General features: G+C 67.2%; 23 protein-coding genes. 9 read left to right on the forward strand and 14 right to left on the reverse strand.

The features are described from left to right. Nucleotides 1-182 precede the first annotated feature (182 nt). The 3 genes from AC5RTT_RS09890 to AC5RTT_RS09900 are packed head-to-tail and all read right to left on the reverse strand — an operon-like array spanning nucleotide 183 to nucleotide 3,405. Nucleotides 183-1,283, reverse strand: a complete 1,101-nt coding sequence (locus AC5RTT_RS09890; protein WP_494051114.1) for a polyprenyl synthetase family protein — start codon at nucleotides 1,281-1,283, stop codon at nucleotides 183-185. Next, nucleotides 1,280-2,623 (reverse strand): geranylgeranyl reductase family protein, encoded by a 1,344-nt coding sequence (locus tag AC5RTT_RS09895; RefSeq protein ID WP_494145040.1) that lies wholly within the window; start codon nucleotides 2,621-2,623, stop codon nucleotides 1,280-1,282. Before AC5RTT_RS09895 ends, AC5RTT_RS09890 begins: the two co-directional genes overlap by 4 nt. A 5-nt stretch (nucleotides 2,624-2,628) precedes the next feature. Next, entirely contained in the window at nucleotides 2,629-3,405 is a 777-nt protein-coding gene (locus AC5RTT_RS09900; protein WP_494145061.1) for a demethylmenaquinone methyltransferase, read from the reverse strand. Between the two features lie 128 nt (nucleotides 3,406-3,533). Here AC5RTT_RS09900 and AC5RTT_RS09905 point away from each other — a divergent pair, with 128 nt between their 5' ends. The 6 genes from AC5RTT_RS09905 (at nucleotide 3,534) to AC5RTT_RS09930 (ending at nucleotide 9,982) form a co-directional block, all read left to right on the forward strand. Continuing rightward, the gene (locus tag AC5RTT_RS09905; protein ID WP_494145041.1) at nucleotides 3,534-4,940 is read left to right on the forward strand and encodes an isochorismate synthase; all 1,407 of its coding nucleotides are present in this window, start codon (nucleotides 3,534-3,536) and stop codon (nucleotides 4,938-4,940) included. Between the two features lie 181 nt (nucleotides 4,941-5,121). Beyond that, entirely contained in the window at nucleotides 5,122-5,925 is an 804-nt protein-coding gene (locus AC5RTT_RS09910) for an ABC transporter substrate-binding protein (protein ID WP_494145042.1), read from the forward strand. 139 nt (nucleotides 5,926-6,064) lie between these two features. Continuing rightward, nucleotides 6,065-6,856, forward strand: coding sequence for an amino acid ABC transporter permease (locus AC5RTT_RS09915; protein WP_494010288.1), 792 nt, complete (start codon nucleotides 6,065-6,067; stop codon nucleotides 6,854-6,856). A gap of 12 nt (nucleotides 6,857-6,868) precedes the next feature. Next, entirely contained in the window at nucleotides 6,869-7,672 is an 804-nt protein-coding gene (locus tag AC5RTT_RS09920) for an amino acid ABC transporter ATP-binding protein (protein ID WP_494145043.1), read from the forward strand. Between the two features lie 250 nt (nucleotides 7,673-7,922). After that, nucleotides 7,923-9,137: an aminotransferase class I/II-fold pyridoxal phosphate-dependent enzyme gene (locus AC5RTT_RS09925; protein WP_494145044.1), complete on the forward strand. Its 1,215-nt coding sequence runs from the start codon at nucleotides 7,923-7,925 to the stop codon at nucleotides 9,135-9,137. Continuing rightward, nucleotides 9,134-9,982, forward strand: a complete 849-nt coding sequence (locus AC5RTT_RS09930; RefSeq protein ID WP_494145045.1) for a VOC family protein — start codon at nucleotides 9,134-9,136, stop codon at nucleotides 9,980-9,982. The genes AC5RTT_RS09925 and AC5RTT_RS09930 overlap by 4 nt, the downstream gene beginning before the upstream one ends. 23 nt (nucleotides 9,983-10,005) lie before the next feature. Here the strand turns inward: AC5RTT_RS09930 and menD are convergent, their stop codons facing one another. The 3 genes from menD to AC5RTT_RS09945 form a co-directional block, all read right to left on the reverse strand. Continuing rightward, on the reverse strand, nucleotides 10,006-11,712 hold the full coding sequence (gene menD / locus AC5RTT_RS09935; RefSeq protein WP_494145046.1) for a 2-succinyl-5-enolpyruvyl-6-hydroxy-3-cyclohexene-1-carboxylic-acid synthase: 1,707 nt from the start codon (nucleotides 11,710-11,712) through the stop codon (nucleotides 10,006-10,008). Between the two features lie 240 nt (nucleotides 11,713-11,952). Further along, entirely contained in the window at nucleotides 11,953-14,028 is a 2,076-nt protein-coding gene (locus AC5RTT_RS09940; protein WP_494145047.1) for a PhoX family protein, read from the reverse strand. Between the two features lie 266 nt (nucleotides 14,029-14,294). After that, entirely contained in the window at nucleotides 14,295-15,305 is a 1,011-nt protein-coding gene (locus tag AC5RTT_RS09945; protein ID WP_494145048.1) for an o-succinylbenzoate synthase, read from the reverse strand. 97 nt (nucleotides 15,306-15,402) lie between these two features. Between AC5RTT_RS09945 and AC5RTT_RS09950 the strand changes: the two genes are divergently transcribed. From AC5RTT_RS09950 to AC5RTT_RS09960, 3 genes are all read left to right on the forward strand, one after another. Continuing rightward, nucleotides 15,403-15,738 carry an ArsR/SmtB family transcription factor gene (locus AC5RTT_RS09950; protein ID WP_494010281.1) on the forward strand — a complete coding sequence of 112 codons (336 nt, stop codon included), beginning with the start codon at nucleotides 15,403-15,405 and terminating at the stop codon, nucleotides 15,736-15,738. Nucleotides 15,739-15,753: 15 nt separating this feature from the next. Then, the gene (locus AC5RTT_RS09955) at nucleotides 15,754-16,260 is read left to right on the forward strand and encodes an SRPBCC family protein (RefSeq protein ID WP_494145049.1); all 507 of its coding nucleotides are present in this window, start codon (nucleotides 15,754-15,756) and stop codon (nucleotides 16,258-16,260) included. Between the two features lie 103 nt (nucleotides 16,261-16,363). Then, nucleotides 16,364-17,269 carry a phosphatase PAP2 family protein gene (locus tag AC5RTT_RS09960; RefSeq protein ID WP_494145050.1) on the forward strand — a complete coding sequence of 302 codons (906 nt, stop codon included), beginning with the start codon at nucleotides 16,364-16,366 and terminating at the stop codon, nucleotides 17,267-17,269. 9 nt (nucleotides 17,270-17,278) lie between these two features. Here AC5RTT_RS09960 and AC5RTT_RS09965 read toward each other — a convergent pair whose 3' ends face one another. The 8 genes from AC5RTT_RS09965 to AC5RTT_RS10000 form a co-directional block, all read right to left on the reverse strand. Beyond that, a complete protein-coding gene (locus tag AC5RTT_RS09965; RefSeq protein WP_494145051.1) occupies nucleotides 17,279-18,412 on the reverse strand; it encodes a glutamate--cysteine ligase in 1,134 nt (377 codons plus the stop codon). A gap of 696 nt (nucleotides 18,413-19,108) precedes the next feature. Then, nucleotides 19,109-19,600, reverse strand: coding sequence for a hypothetical protein (locus AC5RTT_RS09970; RefSeq protein WP_494145052.1), 492 nt, complete (start codon nucleotides 19,598-19,600; stop codon nucleotides 19,109-19,111). Continuing rightward, nucleotides 19,600-20,271, reverse strand: a complete 672-nt coding sequence (locus AC5RTT_RS09975) for a signal peptidase I (protein WP_494145053.1) — start codon at nucleotides 20,269-20,271, stop codon at nucleotides 19,600-19,602. Before AC5RTT_RS09975 ends, AC5RTT_RS09970 begins: the two co-directional genes overlap by 1 nt. After that, entirely contained in the window at nucleotides 20,261-20,869 is a 609-nt protein-coding gene (locus tag AC5RTT_RS09980) for a SipW-dependent-type signal peptide-containing protein (protein ID WP_494145054.1), read from the reverse strand. The genes AC5RTT_RS09975 and AC5RTT_RS09980 overlap by 11 nt, the downstream gene beginning before the upstream one ends. Nucleotides 20,870-20,939: 70 nt before the next feature. Further along, a complete protein-coding gene (locus tag AC5RTT_RS09985) occupies nucleotides 20,940-21,503 on the reverse strand; it encodes an alternate-type signal peptide domain-containing protein (protein WP_494145055.1) in 564 nt (187 codons plus the stop codon). A 141-nt stretch (nucleotides 21,504-21,644) separates the two neighbouring features. Further along, nucleotides 21,645-22,556: an LssY C-terminal domain-containing protein gene (locus AC5RTT_RS09990; protein ID WP_494145056.1), complete on the reverse strand. Its 912-nt coding sequence runs from the start codon at nucleotides 22,554-22,556 to the stop codon at nucleotides 21,645-21,647. Beyond that, nucleotides 22,553-23,257, reverse strand: a complete 705-nt coding sequence (locus AC5RTT_RS09995) for an esterase/lipase family protein (RefSeq protein ID WP_494145057.1) — start codon at nucleotides 23,255-23,257, stop codon at nucleotides 22,553-22,555. Before AC5RTT_RS09995 ends, AC5RTT_RS09990 begins: the two co-directional genes overlap by 4 nt. An 85-nt stretch (nucleotides 23,258-23,342) precedes the next feature. Then, on the reverse strand, nucleotides 23,343-24,269 hold a 927-nt coding region (locus AC5RTT_RS10000; RefSeq protein ID WP_494145058.1), incomplete at its 5' end, for an MFS transporter.

The following is a 24,269-nucleotide window of genomic DNA, read 5'->3' on the forward strand; positions in this document are numbered from 1 at the left end:
GGATCCGCTAAACGCCTCCGGCGGGTCTGATGCGAACGGAGAGATGGTCCCGGTTCAAAGCAATGCAAGTTGCAGCGGACCGGGGCTGTCCCGTTTAACTGGCGCTGCCGGATTGTGGGCTGGCGGCGGCACAAACAACAGAAGCCCGGCGCCTGGGGGGAGCCGGGCTTCTGCTTTGAGAACTAGCTGGCGCGGTCAACCACAGCCAGCGCGAAGTTGGACAGCGATTCCTTGACCACGCCCTCGGGCAGCGGTGCCAGCGCGGCGATCGCCTCGTTGGCCCAGCTACGGGCCACCACCCAGGACTCGGCGGTCACGGGGTGCGCGCGCAGCCCGGCAACGGCCTCGGCCAGCGCCTCGTCCGAGCTCAGGTCCCCGTCCACCAGCTTGAGCAGTTCGACGGCGGACTGGTCGCCGTCCTCGGCAGCCTTCCGCAGGAGCAGCACGGGCAGGGTGGGAACACCTTCCCGGAGGTCCGTTCCGGGCGATTTGCCGGACTTGACCTTGACCCCGGTGACATCGATGACGTCATCGGCGAGCTGGAAGGCCACACCCACCTTCTCGCCGTATTCCACCAGCACATTCTCAAAAGCCTCGTCGGCGCCGGAGAAGATGGCACCGAGCTGCCCGGAAGCAGCAACCAGCGAGCCGGTCTTGTCCGCGATCACGGAGAGGTAGTGCTCCACCGGATCCTCGTCCGGCCGCGGGCCCACGGTTTCATGCAGCTGTCCGAGGCAGAGCCGCTCGAAGGTGCGGGCCTGGATGCCCAGTGCACGTGAGCCCAGCTCGGACACCAGGATGGAGGCACGGGCGAAAATCAGGTCGCCGGTAAGGACCGCCACCGAGTTGCCCCAGACTTCGTGGGCTGTGGGCGCGCCCCGGCGGAACGGGGCGGAGTCCATGACGTCGTCGTGGTACAGCGTTGCCAGGTGGGTCAATTCCACCACGACGGCGGCCTGCACCACTGCAGGCAGGGAGGCATCGCCCAGGTGGGCGCACAGCAGGGTGAGCAGCGGCCGGATGCGCTTGCCGCCGGCCTCCACCAGGTGGCGCGACGTTGCGTCTGCCAGCGGGTCCGAGTTGGCAATGGCCTCGCGGAGCTTCTTCTCCACCTTGGCCAGGTTGTTGGTGATGGCCGGGCCCAGTTCTGCATCTTCGGCGATGGCGGCGAATCCCGCGGGGAGCTGGAGTCCGGTGGCAATGGCGCTGGTGTTGAGGCTTGGTTCAGCGTCGGTCATGCCGTGTCCGGCGTGGGTCCAGCTGTGCTCTGCGGGTTTGGTCACGGGTTAACCCTAACTTTTTGTTGCGGATACCGCTGGTTGGAGACTGCCGGGGTGGGCGTCAATGTATTCGTTGTGGCCGGGACGAGCGACTCCAGGACCCGGATCACCCTGTCCTCGAAGCCCTTTGCGGTCGGATCCGTCAGGTTGGCCAGCAGCCGCACCACGAACCGCATCAGCACCGGGATGGGCATTCCGGTCCGCAGCGCGAGCCTCATGACGGCCGGCTTCCCGATCAGCGCGGCGAACACCCGGCCCAGGGTGAAGTGGGAGCCCCATTGGCCCCGCACGTAGTCCGCGTAGCGCGACAGGTGCGCGTCGGCGTCGTATGTTCCGCCCGAGGAGGCAAGGCGGGCGGACGCGTCGATGATGAACTCGGCGGCGAAGCGCGCGGATTCCATCGCGTAGGAGATGCCCTCGCCGTTGAACGGGGACACCATGCCGCCGGCGTCTCCGAGCAGGAGTAGGCCGGGTGAGTAGTGCGGGGTGCGGTTGAAGCCCATGGGCAGGGCGGCGCCGCGGATCTCGCCCACCTGGTTTTCCGGCGTGAAGCCCCAGTGGCCGGGCATGCCGGCGGTCCATTCGCGGAGCACCTGCTTGTAGTCGAGCTTGCCGAATTCCTTCGAGGAGTTCAGGATGCCCAGGCCCACGTTGGATGTGCCGTCGCCGACGCCGAAGACCCAGCCGTAGCCGGGCAGCAGCTTGCCGTCGCGGCCGGGAAGCTCCAGCCAGCCTTCCATCCAGGCGTCGTCCGTGCGCGGGGAGGTGAAGTAGGTGCGGACCGCCACGCCAAGGGGCCGGTCGTCACGTTTTTGGATCCCGAGGGACACGGCAGTGCGCGTCGAGTTGCCGTCCGCGGCGAGTACGACGTCGGCAGGAAAGTCGCGCGTCTCCCCCGTCTTGCGTCCGGACTCGTCCAGGAGCGCTGCGCGGACGCCTGTCACACGGCCGTCCTCCGCATGCAGGGCGTCGGTGACACTGTGCCGCTCAAGGATGGTGGCCCCCGCGGCCTGGGCGTGCCGGGCCAGTTCCTCGTCGAAGCCCAGCCGGGTGCGGATCAGGCCGTACCGGGGGAAGTCAGCCACCTCGGGCCACGGCAGCTCGATGGTCCGGCCTCCGGCGATCAGGCGCAGGCCCTTGTTCCGGCGCCAGCCGTCGTTTTCCGGGTGCGGCAGGCCGAGCTTCTGGATCTCCCGGACGGCACGCGGGGTCAGCCCGTCGCCGCAGACCTTTTCGCGCGGGAAGCTGGTCTTTTCCAGGACCGTGACCTCGAGCCCGGCCTTGGCGAGGTAATACGCAGCGGTGGATCCGGCCGGACCCGCGCCAACAATCAGTACCTTCACGACGGTCAGCGGGTGATGTTGCGGCGGAGCTTGGCCACCGGGCCCTTGTGCGCGGCGATGGCGGCAGCAGCGCCGTCAGGCGTCTTGTCAGTTGCCTTGAAGGCGCGGTGGACCGCCACGATGCCGCCCGTGAGGTTGCGGTAGGTGACGTTTTCCCAGCCGGCGTCCTGCAGCCACGCGGCCAGGTGGTCCTGGTCCGGCCAGGCGCGGATGGATTCGGCCAGGTAGACATAGGCGTCCGGGTTGGAGGCAACCTTCACGGCGATGGCCGGAAGAGCGCGCATGAGGTATTCGGTGTACATGGTCCGCCAGAGCGGGACCACGGGCTGGGAGAACTCGGCAATGACCAGCCGGCCGCCCGGCTTGGTGACCCGGAGCATCTCCTGCAGTGCCTTCTTGGGCTCGTTCACGTTCCGGAGGCCGAACGAAATGGTGGTGGCATCAAACGTGTTGTCAGCGAACGGCAGGTTGGTGGCGTCGCCGGCGATGAAGTTGATGTCCGGGCGGCGGCGCTTGCCCACCTTGAGCATTCCGAGGGAGAAGTCACATGCCACAACATCTATGCCTGCATCGGCATATGGCTCGCTGGAGGTGCCGGTTCCGGCAGCCAGATCCAGGACGCGCTGGTCCTTGGACACTTCCATCGCCTCCACCACAACCTTGCGCCAGCGGCGGGTCTGCCCCATGGACAGGACATCGTTGACAACGTCGTACTTCGGTGCGACGTCGTCAAACATGGTGGCTACTTCGTCCGGACGCTTATCCAAGGATGCTCGGTTCACCATGTCATTGTCTCAAATGTTCGGCAGGCCCCGGACCACGGGCCCTTTGACTCCCGGCCCTTCCCGGGATGCCCTAAGATCCCTCCCCCTGAAGCCGGCTTTGCGGTCGGGAGTAGTGTTGTCTCATCATGACGAGCACGATCCGCACCCTGACAGTCCCCCTGGATGGCACCGCATTCCCCGGGGGGCTGCCTTCATTTCTGGTGCGGGACGATGTCCTTTGCTGGACCCGCCGCGAGGCCGGCCTGGCGGGCTTCGGCGAGATCGCCCGCTTCACGGCCACCGGACCGGAACGGTTCCTCGAGGCCGATATCTGGTGGCGGCACCTGGTGATCGAAGCCGACGTCACCGACCTGGTGGAGCTGCCCGGCACCGGCCCGGTGGCTTTCGGGTCTTTCGCCTTCTCCAAGACCTCCGCGCACGAGTCCCGGCTGATAGTGCCGGAAGTCGTGGTGGGTGTGCGGGACAGCAAGGTCTGGGTCACCCAGCTGACGCTCCACGACGGCGAGCTCACCGAACAGGGCGCCCTTGCCGCCCTGGACCGCTGGCTTGGCAACGGCACTCCGTCCGCAGCTTTCGCCAGCGCAACCATCACGACGGCGGCAGCGGACTCCGCCACGGACCCGCAGCAGGGTGCCCTTCCCGGCAGAGCGGGCGCCGCCGTCGTCCGCCCCCTCCCCCTGGCCGCCGGCGCAACCCTCCACACCGGGTCCCTGAGCGAAGAAGACTGGATGGAGGCGGTATCCGCAGGGGTTGCTGAAATCCGCACCGGGGCGCTGGAGAAACTGGTGCTGGCCCGCGACGTGGTGGCCACCATCCCCACCGGCGTGAACGCGGCGCAAGTGCTCCGGGAACTGGCCGCGCGGTACCGCGAATGCTGGACCTACGGCGTGGACGGACTGGTGGGCGCCACCCCTGAGATGCTCATCCAGGTGGAGGGCCGGACAGCCCAGGCGCGCGTGCTTGCTGGAACGTTGGACCGGCGCGACGCACACGGCGAGGACGGCCTGCCGATGGATTACGCCACCCGGGTGCTGGCCGGCTCCGAGAAGCAGCGGCACGAGCACGAGATTGCCATCCAGTCGCTCACCAAACAGCTGGCGCCGTTCTCGGAAGCGATGAACGCGCACGATGAGCCCTTCATCCTCGAGCTGCCCAACGTCTGGCACCTGGCGTCCGACGTCAAGGCCGAACTCACTGAGGTGGAAGGCCACGTCCCCACCTGCCTGGCACTGATCAACGCACTGCACCCCACTGCCGCCGTCTGCGGAACGCCCACGCAGGTGGCGGGCGCGCTGATTCGCAAGCTGGAGCACCTGGACCGCGGACCCTACGCGGGTCCCGTGGGCTGGCTGGACGCCGCTGGGAACGGCGAGTGGGGCATTGCCCTCCGCGGCGCCGTGATCGAGGGGCCGGACACCGTGCGGCTGTATGCCGGCTGCGGCATCGTGGACGGATCCCAACCCGAGGCCGAGCTGGCTGAAACGTGGGCCAAGTTCCGCCCGATGTTGGAGTCCCTCGGCATCAGCACCTGAGCTGGCCATCCAGCCCCAGGTCTGGAATCGCAGACAAGTTCCCGCCCGACACGCTTGATTTTTGGTGTGATTTAGTTATCCAATAGTGAAACTAAGTTTCCTGTGATGCACATCTCATAATCGGGGCTACACTATGAACCGATTTAGAACCGCATACCCCTGCAACAAAAGGTAAAGAAACATGCAGCTCAAGTCCCTGGCCACGGCCAAGATCACCGCCAAGGCAGCAGCAGTCTTCGCCGTCGGCGCCCTTACCCTCACGGCGTGTGGTGGCGGCAGTTCCACGCCCGCCGCGTCCGAAGGCGGCATCCAGCTGATCAACGCAGGCAAGCTCACGGTCTGCTCCGACATCCCCTATGAGCCGTTCGAGTTCGAGAAGGACGGCCAGACGGTCGGCTACGACATCGACATCGCCAAGGAAATTGCAAAGGACCTCGGCGCTGAACTCAGCATCGTAGACAGCTCCTTCGAAGCGATCGAAACCGGCACCGCCCTGACCCAGTGCGACCTTGGCATCTCCTCGATCTCCATCACGGACACCCGCAAATCCGTCATGGACTTCTCCACGCCTTACCTCGACGACGACTTGGCCCTGGTTGCCAGCGAGGGATCCGGCATCGAGAGCCTGGACGACGCCAAGGGCAAGAAGGTAGGCGTGCAGCAGGCCACCACCGGCGCCGACTACGCGCAGGAGCAGGGCCTTGAGGCGCAACAGTTCGAGGACACCGGCCTCCTGGTCCAGTCGCTCCAGGCCGGCACCATCGATGCCGCCCTCGGCAACCAGTCCGTCCTGGGCTACGCCATCAAGGACGACCCCAAGTTCAAGAGCGTCGAGGATTTTGCCACCGGCGAGCAGCTGGGCATCTCCGTCAAGAAGGGCAACAGCGCCATGCTGGAGAAGGTTAACGGCACCCTTGAACGCCTGGAAGAAGACGGCACGCTGGAGAAGTTCAAGACCACCTGGTTCGGCGAGACCGCCAAGTAAACCAGAGCATGGGCCCAAGGCGTCCGTAGCCTTGGATCCTTTCCAGCCCTGAGAACCACGCAGCCGGGGCCCCGGACAAGCTGTACGCAGTCCGTCCGGGGCCTCTGCCACGCATAACGAATGTGAGCAACCCATGGCAATGGCAATGACAGCACGTCAACGCGCCAGAGTAAGCCTGTACGTCCAGGCCGGAATCTTTGTTGTGGCCGTCGCCGCGCTGATCCTGGCCACCGACTGGGAGACCATCGGCAACAGCGTCTTCAACTTCGCCAAGATCGGACCGATGTTCCCGGGCATCTTCATCACCGGCCTGGTCAACACCCTGATTTACACCTTCCTGGGCTTCATCGTGGGACTCTCCGGCGGCCTGCTGCTGGCCCTGATGAAGCTTTCCAGCTTCCCGCTGTACCGCTGGATCGCCACGGGCTACATCGAGTTCTTCCGCGGCATCCCCGCCCTGCTCGTGTTCATCGCCTTCGGTTACGGTGTTCCGCTGGCCTTCGGCGTTTCGTGGAACGTCACGGTGATCGTGATGATCTCGCTTGGCATGGTTGCATCGGCATACATCGCCGAAACCCTCCGCGCCGGTCTGCAGGCTGTCCCCAAGGGCCAGCTGGAAGCCGCCCGTTCCCTCGGCATGCCGCAGTGGCGCGCCATGGTGACCATCGTGATCCCGCAGGCGTTCAAGATCGTCCTGCCGCCGCTGACCAACGAGATCATCCTGCTGACCAAGGACTCCTCACTGATCTACGTCCTGGGCCTGACCGCCTCGCAGTACGAGCTCACCAAGTTCGGCCGCGACGGCATCTCCAGCCTGGGCGCAGGCCTGACGCCGCTCCTGGTAGCCGGTGCCTTCTACCTGGTCATCACCATCCCCCTGAGCCTCCTGGCCCGGAAGTTCGAAAGCCGCTCCGCGCGGACCAAGCGATAGGCAGGGAAGACAATGAACGACGTCGTACATTCCTCCAGCGGCAGCACCAGTACCATCCACGCCGCCGGCGTAGCGATCAAAGACCTGCGCAAGTCCTACGGATCCAACGAGGTCCTGAAAGGCATCAGTCTGGACGTGGCTCCGGGTGAAGTGGTGTGCCTGATCGGGCCCTCCGGCTCGGGCAAATCAACCCTCCTCCGCTGCGTCAACCTGCTGGAGCAGCCCAACCAGGGCACCATCCAGGTTGGAGGCTTCGAGGCCACCGATCCCGACGTGGACATCGACAAAATGCGCCGCAAGGTGGGCATGGTGTTCCAGCAGTTCAACCTGTTCCCGCATCTGGACGCGAAGCGCAACTGCTCCATCGCCCAGACCAAGGTCCTCAAGCGCTCCCAGGCCGAAGCGGACAAGGTGTCCATGCACAACCTGGAGCGCGTGGGACTCGGGCACCTGGCCGACCGTTTCCCGGACCAGCTCTCCGGCGGCCAGCAGCAGCGTGTGGCGATTGCCCGTGCACTGAGCATGGACCCGGAACTGATGCTCTTCGACGAGCCCACGTCTGCGCTGGACCCCGAGACGGTGGGCGACGTCCTCTCCGTCATGCGGAACCTGGCCAAGGAGGGCATGACCATGCTGGTGGTCACGCACGAGATGGGCTTCGCCCGTGAAGTGGCTGACCGCGTGGTGTTCATGGACGGCGGCGTGGTGGTGGAGGAAGGCGCGGCCGAGCAGGTCATCAGCGCCCCCACCCAGCCGCGCACCAAGGAGTTCCTGCGCCGCGTGCTCGATCCGACACACATCGACATCGAGGAGTAGGCCCTCCCCGCTTTCGCTACGCACAATCCCCGGCACTATGGATCTTTCCGCAGCGCCGGGGATTTGTGCGTCACAGGACACTCTGCGCCCCGTCTTTGCAGGAGGTGTACGACGGCGGCACGCGCCTTCCGTGCGGGCATTTACTTCCGCGGTGCCGGGGCACACAATAGGTCCCACCACAGCCCTGGCTCAGCAGCGCGCTGCCCGTCCGGCCGCCGTCCCACCCGGCGGCGCATCCAGGAGCGCAGATATGAATCCCCAAGCCACACCACCGCCGGCGGCAGTATCCGAACGCGCTGCACGGCTGGCATCGGTACCCTCGTTCCAGCGGGTTGACTCCTTCATCCGGCGGTACCTTAGCCGGGGACAGGACCAGCACACCGTCTGCGACTTCACGTTCGGCAACCCCCACCAGATGCCGCCGGACCGCTACGTCAACACCTTGCGGGATGCCCTGGTTCCCCGCGATGATCAATGGTTTGCCTATAAAACCAACGTGGAGACGGCGCGGGAGGCGGCCGCACAGTCCCTTGAACGGCTGCTGGACGTGCCCTTCAGGACAGGGGACATCTTCCTTACCACCGGCGGGTTCGCCGCGATCGCGCTGGCGCTGAAGACCGTGGCGGATCCCGGCGACGAGGTGGTCTACAGCCTGCCGCCCTGGTTCCTGTACGAGCCGCTGATCCTCGAAGCCGGGCTTGTACCGGTGAAGGTGAAGGTCGACACTGCCACGTTCGATCTTGACCTCGCCGCCATCGAAGCGGCCATCACGGCGCGGACGCGGGTTGTGATCGTCAATTCCCCTAACAACCCCACCGGCCGGATCTATCCTCCGGAGCTGCTGCTCCGGCTCGCCGACCTGCTGGAAACTGCGTCTGCGAGGATTGGGCGCCGCATCTACCTCATTTCCGACGAGGCCTACAACCGCATTGTGTTCGGCGGCGCGCGGTTCCACAGCCCCGCGGAGTACTACCCGTACACGCTGCTGGCCTACTCCTACGGCAAGACGCACCTCTCCCCCGGCCAGCGGGTGGGGTACCTGGCCCTGCCCCCGGCCATGCCGCACCGGGAAGAGATGGCACCGGCCATCAGCGGCCTGCAGGTGGCGATGGGCTGGGTGTACCCGAATGCGCTGCTGCAGCACGCGCTTCCGGCGCTGGAGAAGTTCTCCATCGACGTCGGCCAGCTGGAGCGGCGCAGGGACCGCCTGGTGGACGCGCTGGGCAGCATGGGCTACCGCATGCAGCCGCCGGAGGGCACGTTCTACCTGTTCGTCAGCACCCCCGGCCCGGACGACGAAGCCTTCACCGAGTCCCTCGCCCGCCGCGACGTCTTCGTTTTCCCGGGCACCCTGTTCGAGACGCCCGGGTTCTTCCGGATGTCCCTGACAGCCAACGAGGACATGATCGAGCGGAGCCTGCCCACATTCGAAGCAGCGATCAAGGAAAGCAGGAGCGGAACATGAACGGACGGGCGTACCCTCCAGGGGTGCCGTGCTGGATCGACACGACCCAGCCTGGAATCGACGCGGCAGCTACCTTCTATGCCGGACTCTTCGGCTGGACGTTTCGGGAGGCAGCTCCCGGCGGCGGGACGGACCGCTACCTGGTGGCCCAGCTGGACGGCGCGGACGTGGCAGGGATCGCCAGCGGCCGCGAAGATACAACGGCCTGGAGCACCTACATCGCGGTCGAGGACGCAGATGCCGCAGTGGACCGGCTGGTCGCTGCCGGTGCCGGGCTGCGGGCACCGGCAACAGACGCGGGAGAGGACGGCCGCAGCGCGGCGCTAACTGATCCGGAGGGCGTCGAATTCCGCCTCTGGCAGCCGAAGCGGCAAGGCGGGGCACAGGCCGTCAACCAGCCCGGGACCTGGAACTTCAGCGACCTCCACACACGCAACCCGGAGGCGGCCGTCGGCTTCTACCAGGGCGCGTTCAGCTGGCAGGTGGACAAGGTGGGCTTCGGGGCAGACGACGCCGACTTCGGATTGATGGTCCGCGTGCCCGGGTACGGCGAGCACCTTGAAAAGACGGTGGATCCGGAGATCAGGGCACGGCAGTCCGAGTTTGCGGCTCCACCCGGCTTTGCGGACGCCGTCGCCTGGATCGTCCCGATTGGACCCGACCGGACGCCGCACTGGCATGTCACGTTCGCTGTGGCCGACCGGGACCGGACAGCCCTCGACGCCGAACGGCTCGGCGCCCAGGTCCTTCGGCAGGACGACACCGGATGGACCCGCGAGGCCGTGATCCGGGACCCGCAGGGGGCGGTCTTCACCGCCAGCCAGTTCACGCCGCCCACGGGCTGACCGGTCCGGCGGGGACCTACGGCCTACGGCACCAACACTCCCCCAACAGCGGCCGCAACCGAGTCCTTGATCCGCGCGTGCAGCTGCCGCAGGGAATGACGGTCGGTGCGGACTTCCACGATGGTGCGCCCGGACACCGGCCGGGCGAGCGCCTCGGCGAGTCCCGCCGTCGTGCTGACCACTGAATGCCCCACGCCGTACGCCGCGGCGAGTGCCGCGATGTCCACCGAGTGCGGGGTGCCGAAAAGGCGTTCGACGGCGTCTCCGTACTTCCCGCCTTCCTCCACCGCGCCGTGCTCAAGCAGCCCGAAGATGGCGCCGCCGGCATCGTTGAGGACCACTATCCGCAGATCCGGCTGCTCTTCCCCCGCGCCGAGGAAGAGGCCGCCGGCGTCGTGCAGGAAGGTGACGTCACCGAGCAGGACAGTGGTTTCCTGCCGCCCGCCCAGCGCGATGCCCGTGGCGGTGGAGATGGTGCCGTCGATCCCGGCCAGGCCCCGGTTGGCGTAGACGGTGGCGGCCGGCTCCGGCGCGGGCAGGCCGGCGAGGTCCACGTCGCGGATGCCGTTGGACGACCCCAGCAGCAGCTGCCCGCGGGCGTGGCGCCACACCATCGCCCCCACGGAAGGGCCGGTGGCCGCAGCCTCCGCGGCCAAAACGCCGTCCAGGGCGTGCTGTGCGGCGGACCCGGCGAGCAGCCAGGTGTCCAGCCAGGCGGAGGTGCCGCGGCCGGCAAAGTCGGCGAGGTCGGACAGGTTCTCCAGCGGCAGTTCCGTGCGGCGGCCGGGCTCGTACCAGGCCACCGGAACGGGCTGGTACAGGGCTGACTGCACGTCGGCCCGGGCCAGCAGCGCGGCGACGGGGCGGGAGAGGGTGGGCCGGCCGAACAGCACCACCCGCTCAATGGGCTGCCTGGAATCCGGCCCGAAATGTTCCAGCAGCAGCCGGTACGGGCCCACGGCGTTGGGGCCGAACCGGGAGTTGGATGACGGCTCGGCGAGCAGCGGCAGGTTGTGGGCGCGGGCGAACGCCTCGGCCACCGGTCCGGCGTCGTGCCCGGCCAGGACAACGGTCCGCCGCTCCGGCAGCTCATCCGCCGCCGGCGGGAGGTTCATGACCAGCGGCTCTGTTCCGATCCGGTAGCGCTGCCGCTCCACCGCCGTCGGGAGCCCCTCCTCCGGGGATGGGACCAGCGGATCCCGGAACGCGAGGTTGAGCTGCACCGGCCCTGGCGGGATCTCGGCGAAGGCTCCGGTCGCCGCGGAAAGGCCGGTCTGGATGGCGCGCTCCGGGTTGCTGCCCGCGGGGACGTCGGCAGCGAACCGGACCTGTTCGCCGAAGAGGTCCGGCTGGACGGTGGTCTGGTTGGCGCCTGTTCCGCGGAGTTCGTCCGGCCTGTCCGCGGACAGGACAATCAGCGGGACGGCGGCGTGGTTGGCCTCCATCACGGCCGGCAGCAGGTTTCCGACGGCGGTTCCGGACGTGGTCAGCACGGCGGCCGGGGAACCGGTGGACAAGGCAAGGCCCAGGGCCGTGAACCCAGCGGCACGCTCGTCGATCCTGACCAGCAGTTCCACGCGGCCCGCTGCGGACGCCTCGGCCAGCGCGTACGCCATGGGGGCCGACCTGGAACCGGGCGAAACCACCACGTGCCGCACCCCGCCGTCGAGCAAGGTATTGACAATGATCCGGGCGGCGGCGAGGGACGTCAGGAGGTTCTCAGAAGGCACTGGTCCAGTCTGCCACCCCCCGGACGCTCTCTCACCTACCGCGGCCACAACCCAAACCCTCTCTCACCTACCGCGGCCACAACCCAAACCCTCTCTCACCTACGGCGGCCACAACCCAAACCCTCTCTCACCTACGGGGGCTTAAAGGGGTACGCTCTCTCGCTGTCCGCCGCCCCAGCAGGCAGACAGTGAGAGAGCGTTGATCCAAAAGGCGCCGTAGGTGAGAGAGCGTCAGAAGGGTCAGTCGCGGACGGGGAACACCTGGATCACGGACGGACGCGGGGCGCGCGCCTGGCCGGGGGCCGGCGTCGTGCCTGCCGCAACGTAGTCCGGGAAGAAGGACACCTGGTTCTCGAAGGTTCCGTCCTCGCCCGGGTGCTGCACGGCGACGAACACGCTGCGCTCCTCGTCGTGGATGATGGGGCCGCAGGTCTCGGCATCGCGCGGGACGGCGAGGAACTGCTCCACCTTGCCGCGCTCGGCGCCCTCCAGCGTGACCTTGAACAAGCCGTCCGCCCGGCCGATGCCGGAGGGGGCGCCGTCGGTGGAGATCCAGAGGTTGCCAACGGAGTCGAACGCCAGGTTGTCCGGGCAGGAGATGGGCGAAACCTTGTCCACCGGGAAGCCGGAGAAGTAGGTGACGTCGCCCTGGGCCGGGTCGCCGCAGACCATCAGCAGGTTCCAGGTGAAGGCGGTGGAGGTCTGGTCGCCGGTTTCGGTGATCTCCACGATGTGCCCGTCGCGGTTCTGGTTGCGCGGGTTCACCTCAGTGGCGCCCTCGTTCGTGCCGGTGCCGCGGTTGGAGTTGTTGGTGCAGGCCACGTAGACCTTGCCCGTTTGCAGGCTTGGCTCCACGTCCTCGGCGCGGTCCATTTTGGTGGGGCCAACCTTGTCGGCGGCCAGGCGGGTGTACACCAGGACCTCTTCCACGGACATGCCGGGCACGGCGGACTTGCCGTCAAGCACCAGCGGCAGCCATTCGCCCGTGCCGTCGAAGGCACCGTCCGAGGGAACCACACCGGTGCCAGTGATTTCGGCGGCGGGCGAGTTTCCGGTGAACTTTGCCACGTAGAGGCTGCCGGCGGACAGGAGGGTCATGTTGTGCTTGCGGTCGCCCTCGCGGTACTTGTCCTTGGAGACGAACTTGTACAGGTAGTCGAAGCGCTCATCGTCGCCGGAATAGGCCACCACGTGCCCGGACTTGGCGATGATGACGTTGGCGCCCTCGTGCTTGAAGCGGCCCAGCATGGAGTGCTTCTTCGGGGTGGAGGTGGGGTCGAACGGGTCCACCTCCACGATGTAGCCGAAGCGGTTGGCTTCATTCTCGTAGCCTGGGTTGCGGGTGTCCCAGCGCGGTTCGTCCAGCTCCCACTGGCGGGCGGTGGGCTTGGACGTGATGCCGTAGCGCTTGTCGCCGGCGGACGTGCCGTTGCCCACAAAGTAGCCTTGGAAGTTTTCCTCACCGGACAGGATGGTGCCCCACGGGGTGGTGCCGCCGGCGCAGTTGCCCAGGGTGCCCTTGATGAAGCGGCCGGCAGGGTCTTCCACGGTCTTGACCAGGGCGGAGCCGGCGGCCGGCCCCGTGAGCTCGTACACGGTTGTGTTCAGGAAGCGGCGGTTCAGTTCCGCGCCCTTGACGTAGGTCCACGGCTTGTTCTTGTTCTGGCGCTCCAGCTCCACCACGGACAGGCCGTGCGCAGCTGCCCCCACAGCGCGCATCTGGTCTGCCGGCATGGTGGGCGGGAACATGATGGCGTCGTTGGTGTACTCGTGGTTGGAGAACAGCACCGCGCGGCGGCCCTTGCTGCCCGGGATCTCCAGGATGTCCGTGTAGTCGTTGTTGTAGCCGAACTGCTTCTCCTGCGCCTCCGCCGTCTGGTTGGCCAGGTCGAACTCCGGTGCGTCGTTGAACATGGGGTCGCCCCAGCGGATGACCGGCTGCCAGGTGAAGCCTTCGGGAACGGTGACCGCGTCAACCGTGGCGTCAATGGACGGGATGGCGGTGAACTGGAGCTTGGACTTGCCGAAGCCTTCCTTCGCTGCCTTGGACAGGCCGGCTGCGGAGGCGGAGTCAGGCGAGGTTACTGCTGAACCGAGGACGACGGCGAGCGCACCGGCGGCGCCGAAGCCCAGGGCGGCGCGTCGGGACATGGTGGCGGAGGCGATGTCACGGAAGTAGCTGTTGGAGCTGGTGTTGCAGACATCGCCGGCGCAGGCGTTGTCGCACTTCAGGGCGCAGGTGACGGCACTGCGCTTGCCCTTGGTATGGCCGAGCATCGGCAGCAGCGTGAATTTGCGGGTGGGCGTTTCAGACATGAGGGTGCCTTCCAAAATGTTCCTCTGGGGTCCGTGCCACCCTGTCAGGCGCTTTCTACGGGGAAACATCAGACAGGTGAAGCCAAGGTTAACCGCCTATGACCTGCAGGAACGTCTGCGGAAGTGAGAGAGCGTCCCGGGGGAAGCCGCCACAAGTGAGAGAGGGTCCCTGGGGAAAGCCGCCACAAGTGAGAGAGCGTCCCGGGGGGAAGCCGCCACAAGTGAGAGAGCGTCCCGGGGGAAGCCGCCACAAGTGAGAGAGGGTCTCAGGCGGCGAGGACGGCGTGGACCCGGCGCAGCCTGGCAAGCCACCACTCCTGGCGCTCCAGGGAGGCCGCATACCGCTCCAGCAGCCCGGGGTCGGCCGTGACCTCGCGCAGGCGGATGGCGCCGTCGTCGGCCGTCAAGGGGTCCAGGGTGACGTCCGATTCGAACAGGGACACCGTCCCCAGCCCGCACGCGTAGGGTAGATCCGGCAGTGCGGCGGCCAGGGCCAGGCCTGCACGGATGCCCACCGAGGTGTCCAGGGCGGAGCTGACGACGGCGGGCAGGCCGGCCTGCGCCACGATGTCGAGGGCACGCCGCACTCCCCCGAGGGGCGCCACCTTGACCACCACCAGGTCGGCGGCGCCGGCCCTGGCCACACGCAGCGGGTCGTCCTCCTTGCGGACGCTTTCGTCGGCGGCGATAGGCACAGGGATGCCGGCCGCACGCAGCTGCGTGCGCACTTCCGCGAGGCCCTCGATGGTGGGCACGGGCTGCTCGGCGTATTCGAGCCCGACGGCGGACAGCCGGGTGAGTGCCTTGACGGCCGTGGGTACGTCCCACCCGCCGTTGGCGTCCACGCGCAGGGCGGCATCCGGCAGGGCGGCCCGTACGGCGGCGAGGCGCGCAACGTCGTCGTCGAGGGTCTGGCCCCGCTCGGCCACCTTGACCTTGACTGCGTCCACCCGCCCAAACCGGGCCAGCACACCTTCCACCAGTTCAGCGGGAACGGCCGGCACGGTGGCGTTCACCGGAATGGCAGTCCGCAGCGGTGCGGGGAACCCGAGCCAGGCGGCCTCGATGGCGGAGGCAAGCCAGCGGGAGGCCTCGGCGTCGCCGTACTCCGGGAACGGGCAGAACTCCCCCCACCCGGCCGGGCCCCGCAGCAGCAGCGATTCGCGCTCCAGGATGCCGCGGAACTTCATCCGCATGGGCAGGCTGACCACGTGCGCGCCGGCCAAAAGGTCTTGCAGCGGGGGCAAGTCCGGCAGAGGCGAGGCGCTGGCAGGCATGGCATTCACCCTACCGTCGGTGGAAACCCTCCCGCAGAACGGCGACGGCTTGGTGAGGGGTCTTCAAAACATATCAATATGGATATACGATTGCTCCATGGCACGCGCAGCTACTACCGAGGACGCCTTCAATGCGGTGGCCGAACCGCGCCGCCGGGAAATCCTGGACGCCCTGGCAGCCGGCGAGCGCACGGTAGGTGAACTTGTGGACCGGCTTGATCTTGCCCAGCCGCACGTGTCCAGGCACCTCCGGGTCCTCCGCGAAGTGGGCGCCGTGCACGTTCGGGACGAGGGCAGGCAGCGCATTTACTCGCTCAACGCAGAGGCCCTGAAGCCCATCTACGCGTGGGTGGCGGGCTATGAGCACCTCTGGGCGGAGCGGTTCGACCTGCTTGAAGACGTGCTTGACGAACTGAAACAGCAGGACAGCTAGATAAGGAGCAGGACAGTGGCAGAAACCGGCAGCAGCACCATGGAAGTCACGTTCCCCAGCGACGAGGAAATCCTGATCACCCGCACCGTCAACGCGCCCAGGCACCTGGTATACCGGGCCTGGACCACCCCCGATCTGGTCCGGAAGTGGTGGCCCGGGCGCCGGGGCGAGATGACCGTCGCGGACATGGACTTCCGGGTGGGCGGTACATGGCGGTATGTCATGGTGGCCCACGGCGGATTCGAGGTCGCCTTCCACGGCACGTACCGGGAGATCGTCCCCAACGAGCGGATCGTGCACACCGAGGTAATGGAGATGCCGGAGGCGGCGCCGGACAGCGAGGAAGGGACCGTGGTGAACACCGTCACCTTCGAGGAGGCCGACGGAGGCGGCACCACGGTCAGCATCCGCACCAACGCGGGCAGCAGGGAGGTCCGCGACATGATTGCCCAGTCCGGCATGGAGGGCGGCGTCCGCGAGCAGTTCGAGATCATCGAAGAGCTGGCAGCGGCCCCCGCCTGACGCCGGCTGCCTCCCCCGGGGCAGAGGCCCGGCCCTCCCCAGGGCGGCGGCACGCCCGTCAAGTCCAAGCGGTCTCCCAGCTTTCTGTGACACCCTTAAGCCGATGACAATTTCACGGCAGGCAGGCATCAGGACCGCATCCCGACCAGCTCCGGGCTCGGGTTTCCTGTTCATGCTGGCAACCCTGGCCTGCGTGGCCGGGCTGGTCGCCACCTACTACTACTTTGTCCAGACCACCACGGGTCAGTTCATCGACGAGTCCGCTTTGGTGGAGGCCGTGGAACTCCATGGCCCGGCAGGCAAGGCGAGCACCAGGTTCCTGGATCTGCTGCCCACCATCTCGCTGGTGATGGCCGCCGTCGTGGTGCTGTTTGTGACCGTGATCCGCAAGCGCTGGGCGGAGGCCGGGATCGCGGTGGCTGCATGCATCGGCGCCAACGTGGCCACTCAGGTGCTCAAGGCCATGCTGCCTGCCCGGCCGGACAAAGGCGTAGTGACGCTGGACATCAACTCCCTCCCGTCCGGCCACACCACGCTTGCGGCCTCGGCGGCCGCCGCGGTGTTCCTCATGGCGTCCCCGCGCTGGCGCCCGATGGCCGGTTTTGTGGGCGGCACGTTCGCCATCGCCTCCGGGGTTTCAACGCTGATCAACCAGTGGCACCGGCCCGCGGACGTGGTGGCGGCGTTCCTGCTGGTGGGCGCGTTCATGATCCCTGCCGGCTGGCTCATCGTGCGGCGGGGCGCCTGGAACGCCTGGGACGGTTTCGGCGGCCACATCGGTTCGGCCCGGATCTGGCTGACGCTGCCGGTTCTGCTCGGACTGGCCTCGGCGGCTGTGGCCATCTACTCGCTGACCCGGATCGCGCCGAGCCCCTGGCAGGAGGCCAGCACCACCAACTACTTCTGGGCCGGGATCTCGCTGATTGTCATAGCGGGGTACCTGGCCACGGTGGCCACCACCTCGCTGTTCGCCTTCGCGGCACGACGGCGGGGCTCCCCGCGCCGCTAGCAGGAACCGTTACAGCACCAGGCCGCGGTTCAGCGCAGCCGCCCTTCCAGGTTCCGGCGGCGCCGTGGCGGGCAAACACGTGGCGGTGACGGCGTCGGCCACCACTGCGCGCAGGTTCAGCGCCCCTGCGTAGGAGTTCCGCTGCACTGCGGCACCGGTCCCCCGGTGCAGCACCTGGAACAGCAAAGACTCCACAACACTGAATTCGCCTTGCTCCTCCAGAACCGGGCGGAGGTGGTCCAGGAGGGCCACCACCACCTCGAAGGCGCCCTTAGGCGTACCGGTGAACGGGTCCGCCAAATTGCCGTCCAGTCCGTAGCGGCTGGCCTGCCAGGACGCAAGCCGCAACTGCGTGGCCGAGGCCGGCACCGGCATAATCCCCTCCCGCCACTGCCGGGCCGCCGTCTCCACCAGGCCCCGCACCAGGGCTCCCATGAGGACGGCGTCGTCGGCAAACAGGCACACGTCCGCCACCCGAACTTCCACGGTGGGATGCTTGTGGCTCAGCCGCGCGTCGAAGTAGAGATTGGCCTGGTCCAGCGGGACCCCTGAGCTGAGGATCTGTTCCAGCTCGTGCCGGTAGGCGGCAGCGGAACCGAAAATCTCGGCAGGCCCTGTGGTGGGCCACCGGCTCCAGGCCTGGGAACGGTAACTCGCGTAGCTCGTGTCCGTCCCTTGCCAGTAGGGCGAATTGGCGCTGATGGCCAGCAGGACGGGCAGCCAGATCCGGATGCGGTCCAGGATGGCCACGCCCTCCTCCTCCGACTCGATCTCCACATGCACGTGGCAGCCGCCTGTCAGTTGCTCCACCGCGGTGAGCCCGAACTTCTCCATCAGCCGGGAGCAGCGCTCCCCCGGCGCCAGGGTGGACTGCACGGGCACCGGCGAGGTTGCCAACGCAGCGGCCCGCGCGTCCACGCGCCTGGCCGCGGCGTCCGCGCTCTTCCTGCCGTCCGTGATGTCGTGGGCCAGCTCGGCAAGGCTGATGCGCGGCAGGGTGCAGGTTTCGATCTGCTCCTGCTTCATCTCGCTGGTGAGGCGGGGAAAATCGCTGAGCTGGTCAAGGACCGCACCCAGCGGCACGGGGTTCCCGCCGTCGTCGACAATCAGGAACTCTTCCTCAACACCCAGCCGGCGCGTCATCGCGCGCCTTCAAACGTGCAGGTACCCATCTCCGGCATCCGTCCCATTCCTAATGCACAACCATTCCGGAAAAAGTAAGCCACGGCGCTCCTCGGCGTCGGTCCGGCGGGCGTCTGCTTAGCCTCGCAGCATCGTCACACACTACCCATGGCTGCAGGCGGCCGGAAGGTGGCGGGCAGCTTAAGTTTCCCTGAACGCACGACGGCGCGGTTCGGGGCCCGGATTCGCGGGGTCCGTCTGGCACGGGCAATTCCTGTGGGGAATTTGACCGTTTCTTGATGGCCTCGAGGGCCCTTTATTGATCCACACACTGAATAGTTGCTCTTGCCAGGCCGAAAGGCCCCGGCCGGATGGTTCTCCTGCAAGCCATCACTCTCCTGGCGGCGTCTTGAAGTGGGCGCCGCCAGGTACCCGGTTACGGCCCGCACCTCTTGCGCCCCGGACCCCACTTTCCCTCGCTGCTCGCAGCTGTTCAGCGCGCCGCGGCCCCCCAATTCGCTGGAACGCTGCGCATTCGCTGTATCGGAACAGCGATCCTGCAGCACTCCGGCGAATTGGCGGCGGCCGCCCTTCCACTGCGGATCCCCGCTGGACGCAACGCACACCAGCTCGGCAGGAGCTGGCGCCACTATGTGGGGGGGGGACATAGCGGCGCCTGCTTCCGCCGAGCTGGCTCCAGCTTCGGGTGTTCAGGAGTTACAGGCAGATCACTTTGCCGTTGTGCGGACTGTTGGTCAGGATGATGTCCATGGACGAGACCGTCTGGTTCAGGTAGGTGGCCGTAACCCGGACTGTTAAGGAACCCGCCGGATTGTCCCGGATGATGGGCGAGGGCTGCGGACTGCCAGTCAGGACGATTGACCCCGGAGTCAACCCAAGCAGGGTCAGCGGCCCCTGATAGCTTGGACCCGTACTTCCGTCAGCGTGCACCGCCGCGTATGTGATGTTGGCCGGGCCCGTTGGAAGGGTCACCGTCAATGTCGCCACTTTCTCGGGCGCATCATTGGTGCAGGTGAGGGACGTGATCGCCGGACCGGGCCAGGTGGCTGCGGCACTCACGGTCATGGTCGCCGTCGCGCTTTGCTGCCACAGGGCCGACGCCGACGCGCCGCCCACCCCAAGCATCACCGTCAGTGCGAAGGCGCCGACGGCGGCCCCGGCACCTGGGAGGTCCCGGAACTTGCCCATCAGGACGCCCCAGCCATGCGGGACTTGCGGGACTTGCGCACTGTTGTGAAGACCGTGACGGCGCCGTAGCCGATGAGGCCGACGGCAGCGATGGTGCTCCAGGTGCCGCGGTCGGAGTTCCCCAGCGCGTTGGCCACGAAGCCGGCGTACGGGACTGCGTAGAACAGCTTGCCCTTGACCTGGATTTCCCTGACGGGTTCAGGATCGTTGGCGCCGTTGTTATCGCCCCGGCTGATGAGCGTCTTCTCGCCCTGTTGCGTGGCTCCGAAACCGACCACCCGGTGCGTCTCCACCTCAGGCCGTCCCGAGTACAGCTGGAACGTCACCACGTCACCGTACTGGATCTGGTCAAAGGCAACCGGCTTCATTACCAGGAACGTGCCCGGTGGGAACTTGGGGGCCATCGAGTTGGTGAGCACTGTGTAGGGCTGCGAGCCCGTTGCCACCGGCAGCACGATCAGGACCAGCGCGGCGAACAACGCGATCATCAGGGCGGACATGCTGGCAATGCGTCCGACGGCGGTCCACGCACCGGCGCGCCGGCCCCGGCCCACCTGGTACTCGACCTTGCCCACCGGTGCCGCTTCCGACGGCGGCAGTTCCGCCGGATGCGTGTCCTCCCCATCCGGGGTATGGCCGACGACGGTGCTTTCTGTCAGGTCAGCAGCCACCAGGCACCCCGCACAACTGACGGGCGGTGAGCGGAAGGGTGATGTTCACTGCTTGTCCTTTCACGGTGGTGGGGGCGGCCGCGCTGAGGCTGGCCTGGAAGCAGAAGACGGTGGACCCGCCTTTGGCGACAGCCGGCGAAACAAGTCCCGCGGAGCCGACCGGCGCATAGCTGCCGGTGGCGCCGCACTCCGCGGCGCTGGCCGTGGCCTTGGCGCTGATTGTCACGTACTGGGCCAGGCTTCCGCCGGACACATTCGCCACGACCGGCTGCCCTACAGTGACGGTGGTGTTGAAGGTACCGCCGGCGTTGGTGTTGTTGGTGACTGCCACGCCCCCGTACACCGAGGTTCCGGGCGAGAGGGTGGCCGCCGGGGTGATGGCCAGGTTTGCCGGCTGCCCGGTGGCCAGCGTCATATTCGTGACCTGTCCGGACGGAACTGCGCCGAGCGCCACATCGAACGACGCCGAGGCAACAGTCCCGGGGGCGGCCGACGTGCTGGCGCTCCAGAGGGCGTACGTGCCCTGCACGGTCAAGAGTCCCAGGAGCACTGCCGCGGCGATGAGTGCCGCCGCCTGAAGTGAGCGCTTGGTGCGCATTGGTCTTCCTCCTGGTCCTGTTCCTTGGTCCGACAGGCGGGTGGCTGTTCAGCCACCCGCCGGCGGCAGGTTAGGGGGCTACCGTTGGCGCAACCAAGCCGGAACCGGCAACCACCTGCTGCAGCTGGAACGCCACATCGTTGAAGTTGTAGGTCTTGTTGACGTCGCTGCGGCCGGACGTCGCGGACAGGAACTCGAACGTGATGGTGGCGGTGACCGTCTGTGCAGATCCTGTCGGGGTCAGGGGGTTTGAAACCGGGGTGGTGCCGACCGTGAGGGCGGGACCCGTGACAGCAACGTTTGCGGGCGTAAAGCCGTTGGTGGCCGTGATGCCGGTGGTGGTGATGTTCGCGGCCATCTTGTTACCCACCAGAGTGACGGTGAGGTCCTGCGTGTAGGTGAGCTTGTCGCCCGGGACCACCTTGTAGGTAGCGATGTCGATGGTTGCACCGGCACGGTCCTTCCACACCCCCGCGGTGGTGGCGTTGACCACGTTCAGGTCGCCGGCCACGATAGTGCCCGGAGTCTGCGTCGCTTCCGCGTTCCAGGCTGCCAGCGTTCCGCCGCCGCCCAGCAGCAGTGCTGCGCCCACTGCGATGGCTGCGGTGCCTTTGATCAGAGTGCTGTTCTTCATGACGTGTCCCCTCAGACTTTTGATGTGCGTGTTGTCTAGCTGGGGACCACTTTGCACGGCCAATCTCAGGAACTATGGGGTGAAAGCGTCAAAGAAGGCTCAAGGTATCTGAAAAATTGAATTCGCCCCTGACCTGCGCTTTTACTTCTTTGCCAGCCCGGGATGGCCCGGCTCATAGAGGTCGATGATGGGCAGGTGCCCGTCCGTGCGTATGGCGTCGCCGCCGCCGTTGCGGTGGTGGTAGCCGGTGGAGTAGTTGAGGATGACGTGGACCGACTCCACGGCGCGGGCGGCCTGAAGCGTCTCGATGATGAAGTCCCGTTCCTCGTCCGTGCGGTCGGCGATCTTGTGCGTGATCTGGAACGTGAAGAGGGACAGTCCCACGCTCCGGTCGTAGGTGCCGGCGCCCACGAAATCAACGGGGATTCCGCCCGGCAGCATCCAGCCCTCGGGGCATTCCCAGAACCGGACGTGGTGGCGCTTGCGCGGGTTGCCGTCGATCTCGCGCTGGAATGCCAGGTCCTGGCGGTTGCCGAACACGTACAGCGAACTGACCGGCGCTTGCGGGTAGCTCCGCCCCAGCACTGTGGACGTCAGGGTCCGCCAGGCGGTTGCGGGTGTGATGGGGTCCGCCTCCACCCATCCGGCGGACAGCATGGCGCGGCGCAGCTCGTCCCCGGTCCCCACCACAGCCAGGTTCACGGGGTCGCCCAGCACGCCGTCACCTGTCCTGGTCCTGCCGATGAAGTAGTCCGGGATGTAGAGGCTGCTGAGGATCTTGTGGATACGCGGCAGCAGGGCATACGCCAGGATCAGCCACACGGGCAGGAACACCCACGCCTGCTCTGGACCGCGGGACAGCCGCGAGAGCAGGAAGAACCAGACGGCCCATCCGACGGCGATGGTCACCAGCAGGTACAGCAGCCGCTGCAGCACCGCCAGCACGGTGGCCCACCGGCTCTGCCGCCGCTCGCTCGAACTCTCCGGACGCGTGTGGTCAGGCTCCTGCGGAGCCGGCCGCCCGGCGTCGTAATTCCTTTCCACAGAACTCACGGCTCGTCCGGGGTCAGCTGCTCAACGATGATCCGGGCCGTTTCCGGATCCCCCAGGATCCGGAAATGTCCGGCGGTGGGCAGCTCAATGTTGGTGGCACCCGGCAGGACGCTGCCCTCCGGGATGTGCGGGTCGAACGGGCCGTAGATGGACGTGATCCGGCTGTTGATGGTCTCCTCGCGGGCCAGCTCCAGGGTCAGCGAGTTGCGCGGCGAGAAGATCCGCAGGCTGGGCAGCAGCATGTAGCGCGCGTAGGTGGAGCCGGAGAAGGGCGTGCACACGGTGATCATCCGGGAGATCCGCTGCTCCGGGTCCAGGTTGAGCATGGCGTACTTCCCGATCAGCCCGCCCTTGCTGTGGGCCACGATGGCCGCGTCCCGCAGCCCGGCCTCCTCGATGTGCTGCGCCACCAGCCTGGCCGCCGCCGGCACCTTCAGCTTGTTCCGCTGCAGCACCGTGACCACGTGGACGGGATGGCCGGCGTCGTGGACGGACTGGATGAGGGGCAGCATGAACTGCCAATTCTCATACACGCCCGGGATGATCACCACAGGACTACGGTGCCCCTGGTGGAACGAGCCCGGCTGCACGCGGGACAGCATGCCCTCAACCTGGCACACCGCCGCATAGACGTAGTCCTGCAACCACCACAGGCCCTTCTGCAGCGCACTGATCCGAGTGGGAATCGCCGTTTCACCCATCTGTCGAGGATAACCGCCTCTGCCGTTGCCCTATCACTTCTGGTCCCTAACCCGGCGTTTTAGCCACCACAAGTGATAGGGCAAGTCAGTAGTTGCGGCGGTGCTTCAGGCGGGGAATCACGACGGCGAACACGGCTGCCGCCGCGAACCCCAGGATGCCCGTGGCCGAGATTCCGGCGCCCAGCCAGGCCAGGGCCGTCACCCCGGACAGGAGCACCGGCCCGCCGGTGGAGCCGGCGTCAGCCATGAACCGCCACAACCCCAGGAACTGGCCCCTACCGCGGTCGGGTGAGAAGTCGGCTCCAAGGGTCATCACCAGTCCGGAGCTGATGCCGTTGCCGAAACCGATCAGCAGCGCCGCGAGCAGCAGCCCCACGAAGGATCCGGTGAGCGGAATCAGCAGCAGCGCCGTGCCCATGAGCAGGGTTGACGGGACGGCTACGAACTGCCGGCCCCTGCGGTCCATGAGCTTGCCTGCCGGGTAGAACACCAGCATGTCGATGGCCCCGGACAGCCCGTAGATCAAGGAGGCGGAGGTGGCGTCCATGCCCAGGTGGTCCGCCCACAGTGGGATCACCACCTGCCGGGAGGAACGCAGCGCGCTCAGCAGCAGGATGCCCACGCCCAGCGAAAGGAAGACCCCCGCGTGGGATACCGCCATGCTGCGAAGCGTCGGCTGGGGACCGGCCGTCGCGCCGTCGTGCGTTTCCGCCGCGGCCAGGTCCGGGATGGTGAGGGACAGCAGCGCCGCGGCCGCCATCGCCACCACGCCCACCCGGTACGCCCCGCCGATGCCGCCGAACTGCATCACGGCTGCGCCCAGGAACGGGCCGATGAACACACCGATCCGGTTGACCCCGCCCAGGGTGGACAGCGCCCGCGCGCGGAATTCCACCGGCACCGCCTCGGTGAGGTACTTCTGCCGTGCCAGGCCAAAGACGCTGCCGGACATGCCGACGACGGCCATCGCCGCCGCGAGCAGCCACAGCCCGCTGGGCCCCGCGGAGGACAA

The sequence above is a fragment of the Arthrobacter sp. Y3221157 genome, from assembly GCF_059089865.1.